Raw genomic sequence first — 13,610 nt, 5'->3', positions numbered from 1 at the left:
TGGAAGTATCTGCAAGAGGCAGGTGTTCTCGCTCGTATGCTCGGAGACATGACCAACAGCGCGCGGCCCCCGGAGGCCGGACGACCCACCGCCAATGCCATGCGCCGCGCGCTCAGGAGGGCCAGGGACGGCGTCGCGCTCGACGTGAGCGAGGCCGCGGTCCTGCTCCAGGCGCGCGGCGAGGACCTCGGCGACCTCACCGCGTCCGCGGCCCGGGTGCGCGACGCGGGCCTCGATGCGGCGGGCCGCCCCGGCGTCATCACGTACTCGAAGAGCGTGTTCATCCCGCTCACCCGGCTCTGCCGTGACAAGTGCCACTACTGCACCTTCGCCACCGTGCCCGGCAGGCTCCGCAGGGACGGCCACGGCATGTTCATGTCCCCGGACGAGGTCCTCGACATCGCGCGGCGCGGCGCGGCGATGGGCTGCAAGGAAGCCCTGATCACCCTCGGCGACAAGCCGGAGGACCGCTGGCCCGAGGCGCGCGAGTGGCTGGAGGCGGAGGGGTACGACGACACCATCGCGTACGTCCGTGCCATCTCGATCCGCATCCTGGAGGAGACGGGCCTCCTGCCGCACCTCAACCCCGGCGTCATGACGTGGACGGACTTCCAGCGGCTCAAGCCGGTCGCGCCCAGCATGGGCATGATGCTGGAGACGACGTCGGAGCGGCTGTGGAGCGAGCCGGGGCAGCCGCACTACGGCTCGCCCGACAAGGAGCCCGCCGTCCGGCTGCGGGTCCTGGAGGACGCGGGCCGGTCGTCCGTGCCGTTCACCAGCGGGCTGCTGATCGGGATCGGCGAGACGTACGAGGAGCGGGCCGACTCGCTGTTCGCGCTGCGGCGCGTGGCGCGCTCGTACCACGGCGTCCAGGAGCTGATCATCCAGAACTTCCGCGCCAAGCCGGACACGGCGATGCGCGGCATGCCCGACGCGGAGATCGACGACCTGGTCGCCACGATCGCCGTCGCCCGGCACATCATGGGCCCCTCGGGGAACATCCAGGCGCCGCCGAACCTCATCGCGGGCGAGTACGAGCGGCTCATCGGGGCGGGCATCGACGACTGGGGCGGCGTCTCGCCGGTCACCATCGACCACGTCAACCCCGAGAAGCCGTGGCCGCAGGTGGAGGAGCTCGCCGAGCGGTCGGCGGCCGCCGGGTTCCGGCTCGCCGAACGGCTCTGCGTCTATCCGGAGTTCGTGCGGCGGGGCGAGCCGTGGCTCGACCCGCGCCTCCTGCCGCACGTGCGGGCCCTCGCCGACCCGGAGACCGGCCTCGCCCGGCCCGACGCGGTGGTCGAGGGCCACCCCTGGCAGGAGCCCGACGAGGGGTACGTGGCCTCCTCGGGCCGCACCGACCTGCACGCCACCATCGACACCACCGGGCGCACCTCGGACCGGCGCGACGACTTCGACGAGGTGTACGGCGACTGGGAGGCCCTGCGCGAACAGGCGGCGCCCGGCATGGTGCCGTCCCGCATCGACGGCGACGTACGCGCCGCCCTCAAGCAGGCCGCCGACGACCCGACGAAGCTCACCGACGACGAGGCACTCGCCCTGCTGCACGCCGACGGGCCCGCGCTCGACGCGCTCTGCTCGGTCGCGGACGACATCCGCAAGACGGTCAACGGCGACGACGTCACGTACATCGTCACGCGCAACATCAACTTCACCAACGTCTGCTACACCGGCTGCCGCTTCTGCGCCTTCGCGCAGCGCAGGACCGACGCGGACGCCTATACCCTCTCCCTGGACCAGGTCGCCGACCGGGCCGCGCAGGCCTGGGACGTCGGCGCCGTCGAGGTGTGCATGCAGGGCGGCATCCACCCCGACCTGCCGGGCACCGCCTACTTCGACATCGCGCGTGCGGTGAAGGAGCGGGTGCCGGGCATGCACGTGCACGCGTTCTCACCGATGGAGGTCGTCAACGGCGCGACGCGGACCGGCCTCTCCATCCGCGAGTGGCTCACCGCCGCCAAGGAGGCGGGGCTCGACTCCATCCCGGGGACGGCCGCCGAGATCCTCGACGACGAGGTGCGCTGGATCCTCACCAAGGGCAAGCTGCCGACGGCCACCTGGATCGAGGTCGTCACGACCGCGCACGAGCTCGGCATCCGGTCGAGCTCGACGATGATGTACGGGCACGTGGACCAGCCGCGGCACTGGCTCGGCCACTTCCGCACGCTGGCCGCCGTCCAGCAGTCCGCGTCGGCCAAAAACGTCGGCGGCTTCACGGAGTTCGTGACGCTGCCGTTCATCCACACCAACGCACCCGTCTACCTGGCCGGCATCGCCCGGCCCGGCCCGACCACCCGCGACAACCGGGCGGTCACGGCGATGGCGCGCGTGCTGCTCCACCCGCACATCCCCAACATCCAGACGAGCTGGGTGAAGCTGGGACAGGAGGGCGCCGCCGAGATGCTCAGGTCCGGCGCGAACGACCTGGGCGGGACGCTGATGGAGGAGACCATCTCCCGGATGGCGGGCTCCAGTTACGGCTCGTACCGGTCCGTCGAGGACCTCGTCGCGATCGCGGAGGCCGCGGGACGGCCCGCGAAGCCGCGTACGACGCTGTACGGCGAGGTGCCCGAGGAGCGGCGGCGGGCGGCCGCGGCATCGGACGGGCATCTGCCGGAGCTGCTGCCGCTGGTGGACTGAGCCGGGGCAGGAACGACGTCGGCACCCGGCCGCCGCCGGGTGCCGATGTCATGAGGTGGATCCGTGCGTCAGCGCGCCAGGACCGCGCCGAAGTTCGCGCCCGCCTTGTCCGGGGCGCCGACCGCGGCCGGGCCGAACGAGTCGACGCCGGTCGTGGTGAGGCCGCTCGCGGAGCCGCGCAGGTGCCAGACGGCGCCGGTGTCGGCGTGCGTGCCGTCCTCGTCGGGCGCGCCCACCGTCAGGTCGGCCTTGCCGTCCTTGTTGGTGTCCGAGAGCAGGACGACGCCGCCGAACTTGTCGCCCTTCTCGGAGGCGCCGGGGATGCCGGGCTTCGACTGGTCGAAGGCCTGCGCGCCCGTGCCGGTCAGGCCGGTGCGGGAGCCCTTGAGGATGACGACGCTGCCCGCGTCGGCGGTCGTCTCGATGTCCTCGCCCGGGACGCCGACGGCCACGTCGGCGAAGCCGTCGCCGTTCACGTCGCCCGCGCTGATGGCGGAGCCGAACTCGTCGCCGTCCTCACCGGCGCCGGGGACGCCCGCAGTGTCCTGGGTGATCTTCGTGGAGCGGTCCGAGAGACCGGACGCCGAGCCGTAGCGGACGAGGACGGTGCCCTTCTGGTACGGCATGTCCTCGAAGCTGGTGCCGATGTCGCGGGTGACGAAGTCGCCGTAGCCGTCACCGTCGACGTCCGCGACCGCGCCGCCGAGGGAGGGCGCGAGCTTCTGCGAGGTGGTGGCCACCCCGTCCTTGCCGCCCTTCCACAGCTGGCTCTTGTGGGCCATCTCCTCGAAGCCGTGGCTGGTGACGATGTCGTCGGCGCCGTCGCCGGTCACGTCGCCCGCGACGAAGTCGCCGGGGCCGAAGGTCTGGCTGGTGGCGATCTGCTGGGTGCTCGCGGCCTTGCCGTCCCGCTGGAACGGGCCGTACGAGATGGTCATGCCCTCGTCGTCGTTCTCCATCGGGTCCTCGGGCTCCGGGTACTCGGCCGTGACCAGGTCCCGCTTGCCGTCGCCGTTGAAGTCGCCGGCGGTGACGAGCCCGCCGTACGAGGGCAGCTCGACGCTGCCCTGGCCGCTGAGGCCCTGGGCGGAGCCCCAGAGGATGACCGCGCCGACGGCGAGGTCGGTGTAGCCGTCCCCGTCGAGGTCGGCGGCGGCCGTCTGGCCGCCGAAGCCGTCCGCGGCGGTGCCGGGTACGCCGGCCGTGTCGCGGTTGATGTTGACGGCGTGCGCCTTGTCGGGGCCGTTCGCCGAGCCGTACACGATCGAGACGCTGCCGGGCACGCTGCTGTCGTACTTGCCCGGGGCCGATATGGCGAGGTCGGCGTACCCGTCGTGGTTGAAGTCGGTGATGGGCGCCTTCGGCGGGGTGGGTGCGGCCGCCGCCGAACCTGCGGTGGCCAGGGCGAGCGGGGCCGTGAGCGAGGCGACTGCCACGGCGGCGATGAGACTGCGGCGCACTGTTCCTCCTGTGGGAATTTGTGTGTTCGTGCAAGAAGACGATCGATCTGCGGGGAAGGTTGTACACCGCAGTGACTTCTGTGGTGCACACGCACTTATGTCCGAACTCGGTTCCCGTTCACCGGATATCGGCCTCGCGCTGTCTCATTCGGTACGTCAGTCGGTACGTCATTCGGTACGTCAGTCAGTGCGCCAGACTGGAGGTTCACGGGAGGCTCGCGGGACGGGGAGGGACCGATGGCGCGGCCGACAAGGTCGATGCAGGAGCTCATCCGGCGCAGGCGCCGCGCCGCCTTCGTTGGCCGCCGCGACGAACTCCGCGTCTTCCGGGAGAACTTCGAGCTGCCACCGGAGAACGACCGGCACCGCTTCCTTTTCCACGTGCACGGCCCGGCCGGGGTCGGCAAGACCTCACTCGTACGCGAAATGGGACAACTCGCCACGGAACGCGGTGCACTTGTCGCCTACGTGGACGACGCCGTCCCGGACCTCCCCGAGGCGCTCGGCGAGATCGCCGCGCAGTACGCGCAGCAGGGCCGCGCCATGAAGGCCCTCGACCGCGCCCTCGCCGCGCACCGCCGGCGCATCCACGAGGCCGTCGCCGCCGCGGCCCGCGCACCGGAACCCGACGTGCCATCGGCGGGCAGCGTGGCGCTGGCCCGCGCCGGTGTCGTCGGCCTCGGCATGGTGCCCGTCGTCGGCGCCCTCTCCGGAGTCGTCGACGCCGAGCGGGTCGCCCTGAGCGCCGAACGGCTCCGCGCCCGCTTCCGCACCCCCGAGGACGCCCGCCTCGCCCTGGAACCCGAACGCGCGCTGACCCCCGTACTCCTGGACGAGCTGGCCGGGGCCGCCGACGCCGCGCCCTGGCTCGTCCTGCTCCTCGACGCGTACGAGCGGACCGCGCCGTTCATCGACCGCTGGCTGCACGACGTCATGACGACCGACCGCTACGGAGAGATCCCGGCCAACACCGTCGTGGTCACCGCGGGACAGCGCCCCCTCGACCCCGGCCGCTGGGAGGGCGCCGCGGACTTCGCCGCCGAACTGCCGCTGCGCCCCTTCACGGAGAGCGAGGCGCGCGGCCTCCTCGCGGCCAAGGGCGTCACCGAGGAACCGGTCGTCGCGGAGGTCCTGCGGCTCTCGGGCCGGCTGCCCGTGCTCGTCTCCACGCTCGCCGAGACGGGCCCCACGGCACCGGACGACGTCGGCGACCCGAGCGCCACCGCCGTGGAGCGGTTCCTCAAGGGCGAGCAGGACCCGGCCAGACGCGCGGCCGCCCTGGACTGCGCCCTGCCCAGGCGCCTCGACGAGGAGATCGTGCGGGCCGCGGCGGGCCGGGACGGCGACGGAACGGGTGACGGCTCGGCGGAGCTCTACGCTTGGCTGCGCACCATGCCGTTCGTCCGCCCGGACCGCAGAGGCGCCGCCCGCTACCACGACGTCGTACGCGCCCCCATGCTCCGCCTGCGCCGCAACACGGCGCCCGCCCTGTGGAGCGCGGGCCACACCCGCCTCGCCGGGCTGTACGCGCGACGGCGCGAGGCGCTGGACGAGGAACTCCGCGGCGCGCCCGGCCGCCCCTGGATGCGCGCGGAGTGGCGTGGCCCGCGCATCGACGAGCTGTACCACTCCCTGTGCGCGGGCCCGCGTGCCGCGCTGCCCGGCGTACTGCGTGAAGGCATCGAGGCCTGCCGCTTCGACACGGCGGTGGCCCGGGAGTGGGCGCGGGTGGTCACGGACGCCGCCGAGGACACGGGCGCCGACCACCTGCGGGCCTGGTCGGACGACCTGCTCGACGCGCTCGCCGACGACATGCTCGGCGCCCTGCGCGTCCTCGAACTCCTCCTCGCCCGCGCAGGATTCGACGACGCCGACCGGGTGGCCGCGCACAACGAACACGGCCTGCGCCTCTTCCACCTCGGCAGGCTGCGCGAGGCCCTCGACGACCACGAGCGCGCGCTCGCCATCGACCCCGGCGACCCGTGGGGCCACCACGGCCTCGCCGTCACCCACCGGGCCCTCGGTGACTTCGACGCGGCGCTGCGCCACCTCGCCGCGGCCGACGAGGCGGCGCCCGGCGCGGAGTGGGTGGCGCGGCAGCGCGGCGAGACGTACCGGCGCATGGGCCGCCCGGACGAGGCCCTGCCCTGGCTCGACCGGGCGCACGCCATCGATCCGCGGGAACCCCTGACACTGGGCAGCCGCGGCCAGGCCAAGTTCGTGCTCGGCCGCCCCCGCGAAGCCCTGGACGACCTGGACCGCGCGATCGACCTGTGGCCCGACTACCCGTGGGCGCTGCTGCGCAGGGCGCGTGTCCGGCAGGCGCTCGGCGACCTGCCGGGCGCCCTCGCCGACCTCGACCGCGCCCACGAACTGGCCCCGGACGCGCCGGGTGCGTACAGCGACCGCGGCGACATCCTGCGCTTCGCGTGCCGACACGAGGAAGCGGTCGCCGCGTACGACACGGCACTGGCCATGGACCCCGGCCTCACCTGGGCGTGGGGCAGCAGAGCCCTGTCCCTGGAGGCCCTGGGGCGCGTGGAGGAGGCCGTGGCATCCCTGGACGAGGCGCTGCGGATCGACCGGCGGTACGGGTGGGCGCGGGAGCAGCGGCAGCGGATGATGGGGGCCGACACGGACTCGGAGCCTGTCTGACCGGAACGGGGGGAGTGGCCATGGCGTCGGCCGACGCGGAAGAGCCGTCGATGCAGGAGCTGATACGCCGCAGGGGACGGGCCGGGTTCATCGGCCGCCGCGGCGAACTCGCGGCGTTCAGGGCCAACTTCGACGTGCCGCCCGCGGACCTGCGCCACCGCTTCCTTTTCCACGTCCACGGCAACGCGGGCGTCGGCAAGACGTCCCTGGTCCACGAGTTGGAACAACTCGCGCGCGAGCGCGGGGCGTTGACCGCGTACGTCGACGACAGGGTCAGTGGCGTCCCGGACGCGCTGGCGGCCGTCAGCGCCGAGTTCGCCCTCCAAGGGCGCCGGTTGAAGGAGCTCGACCAGCTCCTCACCACCCACCGCGAACGCCGCCACGAAGCGGAGTCGGTGCCGGTCGTCCCCGCACAGGCCGCGGGCGAGGCCCCGCCGGTACCCGCACCCTCCGCGGGCGTCATGACGGCCGCCCGCGCCAGCCTCGTCGGCCTCGGACTCGTGCCGGGCGTCGGCGCGCTCGCGGGCGCGGTCGACCCGGCCCAGCTCGCCCAGGGCGCCGACCGGCTGCGGGCCGGTCTCAGCGCGCGCTTCCGCAACCAGGAGGACGTCCAGCTGGTCCTCTCCCCGGAACGCGTCCTCACCCCGGTCCTCCTGAAGGAGCTCGCGCAGGCCGCGAAGTCGGTGCCGTGGATCGTCCTGTTCTTCGACACGTACGAAAGGACCGCGCCGTTCCTCGACGGCTGGCTGCACGAGGTGATGACGACGACGCGGCACGGCGCGCTGTCCGCGAAGGTCGTCGTGGTCACGGCAGGACAGCAGCCCTTCGACACGGCCCGCTGGGGCGGCTACGCGGACTACGTCACGGACATCGCGCTCGCCCCCTTCACCGAGGAGGAGTCCCGCAGCCTCCTCGCGGACAAGGGCGTCGTCGCCGAGCCGGTCGTCGAGGAGGTCCTGCGGCTCTCGGGCTGCCTGCCCGTCCTGGTCTCCACCCTCGCCGAGAACCGTCCCGCCGACCCGGGCGACGTCGGCGACCCGAGCGTCACGGCCGTGGAGCGGTTCCTCAAGTGGGAGCAGGACCCGGTGCGCCGGGCGTCCGCGCTGGCGTGCGCGCTGCCCAGGCGCCTCGACGCGGACGTGGTCGCGGCGGCGGTCGACGGCGTGTGCGCGGCGGCGGACGTGCCCGGCATCTTCGCCTGGCTGCGGAGCCTGCCCTTCGTCAGCGACCGCGGCGGCCGTCTGCAGTACCACGAGGTGGTGCGGGCGCCGATGCTCCGCCTCCAGCGCCACCGGTCGCCGCGCGGCTGGGCGGAGTTGCAGGGGGTGCTCGCGCGGACGTACGCGGGATGGCGGGCGGAGGTCGAATCGGGCCGGGAGCACGACGACGTGTGGGAGGACGAGCAGTGGCGGGAGCTGCGCCTCGCCGAGTCGTACCACCTGCTGTGCGGGGCGCCACGCACCGCGCTCGCGGTCGTCCTGCGGGACGTCGTCGACGCGTGCGACGGGGGAGCGGCGGTGGCCAGGCGGTGGGCGCGGCTGCTCGTGGACGCGGGAGTGGACACGGAGGCCGCGCAGGCCGCGACGTGGGGCCGCGATCTGCTCGCGGCGCTGGAGGAGGGCGGGTGCGCGGCGGCGCTGCAACTGCTCATCGACCGTGCCGGGTTCGACGTGCCGGGGCTCGCGCTCGCGCGGGTGGTACGGGCGCGGGAGCTGCGGGAGAGCGGCGCGCACGCGGAGGCGCTCGCGGAGTACGACCGGGCCGTCGCCCTCGATCCGGAGCTGGAGCGGGCGTACTACGGCAGGGGCGTCACGTACTGGTACATGGACGATGAGGAGAGCGCCCTCGTCGCCCTCGACCGCGCGGTGGAGCTGGGTCCTCGGCAGTCCAGGACGTACGGGATGCGGGGCGAGGTCCGCCGGGTCCTGCGGCGCTTCGAGGAGGCGGTCCAGGACCTCGACCGGGCGCTCGCACTGGACCCGTCGGACGCGGAGGTGCTGGCGAGCCGGGGCATCGCCCACTTCGGCCTGCACCGGAACGAGGAGGCCCTGGCCGACCTGGACCGGGCCCTGGCGCTCGCCCCCGGTTACGCGTGGGCGCTGGCGCACCGGGCCAGGGTGCGGGTCTTCCGCGACGAGTACGAGCAGGCCGTCGCGGACGGCGACCGCGCCGCCGAACTGTCCCCGGACTCCAGCTGGGTGGCGTGGAGCCGGGGTGACGTGCTGCGCATGGCCGGCCGGCAGCGGGCCTCCCTGGCCGCCTACGACAGGGCGATCGAGCTCGACCCGGAGAACTGGGCGGCGTACGGGGGCCGCGGCGTCTCACGGCACCACCTGGACCAGCACCCCGAAGCCCTCGCCGACCTGGACGTGGCCGTGGCACACGACCCGGACTACGCGTGGGTCCGGGGCCGCCGCGCCATGCTCCTGTACGACATGGGGGAGTACGACCGGGCCCTGGCGGACGCCGACCGGGCCCTGGAACTCTCGCCCGGCGTCGACTGGATCCACTACCACCGCGCCGAGACGCTCTCCTCCCTGGAGCGGTACGAGGAAGCCCTCGCCGACCTGGACCGCGCGCTCGACCTCGACCCCGACTACCTGATGGCGCTCTGCCGCCGGGCCATCACCCGGCGCCGGCTGGGCCGGTACGAGGAGGCGTGGGCCGACCTGGACCGGGCCGTCGGACTCGAACCCGGCTCCATCTGGGTCCGGCTGTGCCGGGTCAGGCTCGCGCTGGCCACGGGCAGGACGGACCGGGCTCTGACCGATCTCGCCGTCTACACCGACAACGACGGGAACGCGGACTGGGCCCGTCGCCAGCGCGCCGAACTGCTCGTGTGGGGCGGCCGGTTCGACGAGGCGCTGCGCCTGCTGGCGCCCGACGCGGACGGCACGGGGCCGGGCGGCGCCGAGGAGCTGGCGCAGGTGTACGGCCTGACGGGGCAGTGGACGCGGGCCCGCGCGGTCGCGGAGCGGTTGCGCGAGGACGACGACGAGCTCGGCACGCTGCTCCTGGCGCTCGTGACCACCTGTGCCGAAGGGCCGGACGCCGCCGTCCGGCTGTGGCACAGGACCGCCGAACTGGTGCGGGCGTCGGAGGAGTTCCCGGTCTGGAGCGACTACGGGCTGGCGCTCGCGGCGGCGGCGCAAGGCGACTGGGCCGCCGCGGACGCCCACCTCGACCGTCTCCTCGGCCCGGTCCTCACGGATCTGGAGTGGGACGACCTGGCCGAGATGGTGGTGTTCATGACCGTGCTGACGAGGGCCCCGAGCGTCGACCGCACCCGCCTCGCCCCGCGCCTCGCCCGCCTCACCGCGGCGCGGGACGCGTTCCGGGTCCGCTACGCGGCAACGGAGGCGACACACGCACCGGAACCGACAATTCCGTAGCTACTGCGAAGCTCCCGTGAACGTCGTTCAAATGCGACCAGAGGGGCGACTCTTCGCATACCGCTTCGGGCCTGAACCGATCGTTCCCGGTCGATTACAGTGCTGCAAAGTCGCAACCGGTCGCGGCACATCAAGGCACGTCAAGGCACGTCAAGGCACGTCGAGGCACGTCGAGGCACGTCGAGGCACGTCGAGGCACGTCACCGCACGGAGGGAGACCCGCGTGGGTACCGCAGCAGCCACCGGTGTCTGGGGCCGCGCCGAGCAGCAGGACTTCCGGAGCCGGGTGCGCGGCACGCTCCTCGGGGCCGCCGTCGGCGACGCGCTGGGCGCACCCGTCGACGGGCTCCCGCTCGACGGGATACGCGAGGCCCACGGAGCCGACGGCCTCACCGAGCCCGCCCCGGCCCACGGCCGCCGCGGCGCCGTCACCGCGGGCACCCAGCTCACCCTCTTCACCGTCGACGGACTCATACGCGCCCAGGTGCGCCGCGACACCGGCGCCTGGCACCCGCCGACCGACCTGCACCGCGCCTACCGCCGCTGGGCCGCGACCCAGAGCGACTGGGGCCCGGACGAGCGGCGCAAGGAGGACGGCTGGCTGGCCCGCGAGGAGTGGCTGTACTCGCGGCGCAACCCGCCCCGCGCCTGCCTGACGGGGCTCGGCGACGACGTCATGGGCACCCTCGACGCCCCCAAGAACCCGGACGAGCGCGGCGCGGAGGCCGCCGTCAGATCGGCGCCGTTCGGCCTCCTCGTCGGCTGGGAGCCGCAGCTCGTCCTGCAGCTCGCCGTCGAGTGCGCCGTCCAGACGCACGGCCACCCCACCGCCCACCTCGCGGCGGGCGCCCACACGGTCATCGTGCACGGCCTGGCCCGCGGCGAGTCCCTGGACGGCGCGATCCAGCGGTGCCTGGCCCTGCTCGCCACCCGGCCGGGGCACCAGATCGTCACGGACGCGCTGCGGCACGCGCTGGGCGCCGTACGGCAGGGCATGCCCACGCCCGCGCGTGTGGAGGAGCTGATCGGGGACGGTACGGCGGAGGGGGTCCTGGCCGGTGCCGTGTACTGCGCCCTCGTGGGCGAGGACATCCGGCACGGGCTGCGGCTCGCCGTGAACCACGGCGGCCCTTCGGCGGCCTGCGGCGCGCTGTGCGGGGCGCTGCTCGGCGCGCTGCACGGGGAGACCGCGCTGCCGCCGGGGTGGCTGACCGAGCTGGAGGGCCGCCCCACGATCCTGGAGCTGGCGGACGACTTCGCCATGGAGATGACGCAGGGACCCGCACTGCACGGCCCCGCCCTCTCGTCCCCGGGCTGGCTCGCCCGCTACCCGCGGGCGTGACCGGCTCCGCGTGACCTGCGGCTCCTAGACCGTGACGGCCGCCACGTCGAACGTACGGCTCAGGAGGTCGTGGAGGGTGGCGCGCTCGGCGTCGTCCAGTGCGTCAAGGCCGGCCATCGTGGCGTGCATGTTCGCGCGGATCGCGTCGACGGCCCGCTCGCCCTCGGGAGTGAGGACGACGTTCTTGACGCGGCGGTCGGTGGGGCTCGGCTCCCGGTGGACCAGGCCGCGCTTCTCCAGGCGGTCGATGATCCCGGTGATGTTGGAGGCGTCGCAGGACAGCGTCCGGGCGAGGACCCGCATCGCGGCGGGCCCCTGGCGCAGCACGCTCAGCGTCTTGCCCTGGCTCGCGGTGAGGTTCTCGGCGGCGGAGGCCTCCGTGAAGTCCGCGTAGTAGGCACGGAGCGACACCGCAAGGAGCTCCATGAGCCGGGCCTTGTCGACGCTCGCAGTTCCAGACATGTGAGCCACCTTACGCCATAAAACTTGACGATCTCAAATATTGAGGCTTACCTTCTGAAGAGTTACTTGAAGTACTCAAGTATCGAGGTCTTCAAGTATCGGGGCCTCAGGCAGTTGAGCAGCTGGAGAAGAAACCACCGTGTCCCACGCACAGCCGCACGCGGCCCCGCCGAAACCCACCGGACAGACCGCCGTCGTCCTGGTGCTCGGGCTCGCCGCCATGGTCGTCTCGATGATGCAGACCCTGGTCGTCCCGATCCTGTCGATCATCCAGAAGGACCTGGACGCCACCACCGCGGGCGTCAGCTGGGTGACCACGGCCACCCTGCTCTCCGCCGCCGTCTTCACCCCGCTGCTCGGCCGCTTCGGCGACCAGCACGGCAAGAAGCCCACCCTCATCGGCGTCCTGCTCGTGATGATCGCCGGTTCCGTGCTCGCCGCCACCACGTCCTCCCTGACCTGGCTCATCGTCGGCCGGATCATGCAGGGCGCGGCCACCGCGATCTTCCCGCTCGCGCTCTCCGTGCTCCGTGAGGAGATCAGGCCCGCCAAGCTGCACGGCGCCATGGCGCTGGTCAGCGGCACCCTCGCGTTCGGCAGCGGCCTCGCCCTGGTGGGCGCGGGCCTGCTGACCCAGGGCTCCGACCCCGACTACCACCGGGTGTTCTGGCTCGCGGTCGTCCTCGCCGTCGTCGCCCTCGTGGGCGTCGTACTCGCCGTCCCCGCCTCGCGCTCCAAGACCGGCGGCCGCACCGACTGGCTCGGCGCGGGCACGCTCGCGCTGCTCCTCGTCCTGCTGCTCCTGCCGATCTCGCAGGGCCACGAGTGGGGCTGGACCTCGGGCCGCACCCTCGGTTCCTTCGCGGGCGCCGTCGTCATGGCGGGCGTGTGGGTCCTGACCGAACTGAAGGTCAAGGAGCCGATGGTGGACATGAAGATGTTCGCCCACCGTCCGGTCCTCTTCACCAATGTGGCCGGACTGCTGCTCGGCTTCGCGATGTTCGCCCAGTTCATCGGCGTCTCGTACCTCGTGCAGATGCCCGAGGACGTCGCCGGGTACGGCTTCGGCGCCTCGGTGCTCGGCGCCTCCGTCGTCTACCTGCTCCCCACCACGATCGTCTCGCTCCTCGCCGCCCAGTTCGGCGGCATCCTGGTCCGCCGGATCGGCGCGCGCGTCACGCTCGCGGCCGGTGCCGCCTTCGGCGTGGTCGGCTTCGCCTGGCTGACCCTGGCGCACGACACCAGCGCGTCCGTCATCGGCGCGGGCATGGTCATCGGCCTCGCCATCAGCTTCGGCTACGCGTCGATGCCCGCGCTCATCGTCGCCAGCGTCCCCGCCCACCAGACGGGCATCGCCAACGGCATCAACTCGATCTCCCGCTCGGTGGGCAGCGCGGTCGCGAGCGCGATGATCACGTCGCTGCTCGCGTCGAAGACGATTCCCCTCCCGGCGGGCATGCCCGCGCTGCCGCAGGAGAGCCAGTTCACGCTGAGCTTCGCCATCGCGGGCGGCGCGTTCGTCCTGGTCGTGGCCGTGGCCCTGCTGGGCCTCACCCCCCACCACGCCCCGCGCCCAGCACACGCCCCGGCGACCCCGCCGGTCCCGGAGCGGGTGGGGGCCCCGTAAGGGGCGCGGGGTTC

At 73.3% G+C, this 13,610-nt stretch carries 7 protein-coding genes; 5 read left to right on the top strand and 2 right to left on the bottom strand.

What is annotated here, in order from left to right:
- Positions 1–48 precede the first annotated feature (48 nt).
- Positions 49–2,658, top strand: a complete 2,610-nt coding sequence (locus NOO62_RS17440) for a bifunctional FO biosynthesis protein CofGH (protein WP_268771808.1) — start codon at positions 49–51, stop codon at positions 2,656–2,658.
- A gap of 68 nt (positions 2,659–2,726) precedes the next feature.
- Here NOO62_RS17440 and NOO62_RS17435 read toward each other — a convergent pair whose 3' ends face one another.
- Positions 2,727–4,118 carry an FG-GAP-like repeat-containing protein gene (locus tag NOO62_RS17435; protein WP_268771807.1) on the bottom strand — a complete coding sequence of 464 codons (1,392 nt, stop codon included), beginning with the start codon at positions 4,116–4,118 and terminating at the stop codon, positions 2,727–2,729.
- A gap of 237 nt (positions 4,119–4,355) precedes the next feature.
- On the opposite strand from NOO62_RS17435, the gene NOO62_RS17430 reads away from it, so the two are divergent.
- The 3 genes from NOO62_RS17430 (at position 4,356) to NOO62_RS17420 (ending at position 11,507) form a co-directional block, all read left to right on the top strand.
- Positions 4,356–6,773: a tetratricopeptide repeat protein gene (locus NOO62_RS17430; protein WP_268771806.1), complete on the top strand. Its 2,418-nt coding sequence runs from the start codon at positions 4,356–4,358 to the stop codon at positions 6,771–6,773.
- A gap of 20 nt (positions 6,774–6,793) precedes the next feature.
- Entirely contained in the window at positions 6,794–10,165 is a 3,372-nt protein-coding gene (locus tag NOO62_RS17425) for an ATP-binding protein (protein ID WP_268771805.1), read from the top strand.
- Positions 10,166–10,388: 223 nt separating this feature from the next.
- Positions 10,389–11,507: an ADP-ribosylglycohydrolase family protein gene (locus tag NOO62_RS17420; protein WP_268771804.1), complete on the top strand. Its 1,119-nt coding sequence runs from the start codon at positions 10,389–10,391 to the stop codon at positions 11,505–11,507.
- 24 nt (positions 11,508–11,531) lie between these two features.
- On the opposite strand, the gene NOO62_RS17415 is transcribed toward NOO62_RS17420, so the two are convergent.
- A complete protein-coding gene (locus NOO62_RS17415) occupies positions 11,532–11,969 on the bottom strand; it encodes a MarR family winged helix-turn-helix transcriptional regulator (RefSeq protein ID WP_268771803.1) in 438 nt (145 codons plus the stop codon).
- A 139-nt stretch (positions 11,970–12,108) separates the two neighbouring features.
- Between NOO62_RS17415 and NOO62_RS17410 the strand changes: the two genes are divergently transcribed.
- Positions 12,109–13,596, top strand: coding sequence for an MFS transporter (locus tag NOO62_RS17410; protein ID WP_268771802.1), 1,488 nt, complete (start codon positions 12,109–12,111; stop codon positions 13,594–13,596).
- The last annotated feature ends 14 nt before the right edge of the window (positions 13,597–13,610 follow it).

This window comes from Streptomyces sp. Je 1-369, assembly GCF_026810505.1.
In the GTDB taxonomy this organism is placed as follows: Bacteria; Actinomycetota; Actinomycetes; order Streptomycetales; family Streptomycetaceae; genus Streptomyces.
Note: the sequence above shows the minus strand (reverse complement) of the source record. Positions and strands in the feature narration are given on the sequence as shown.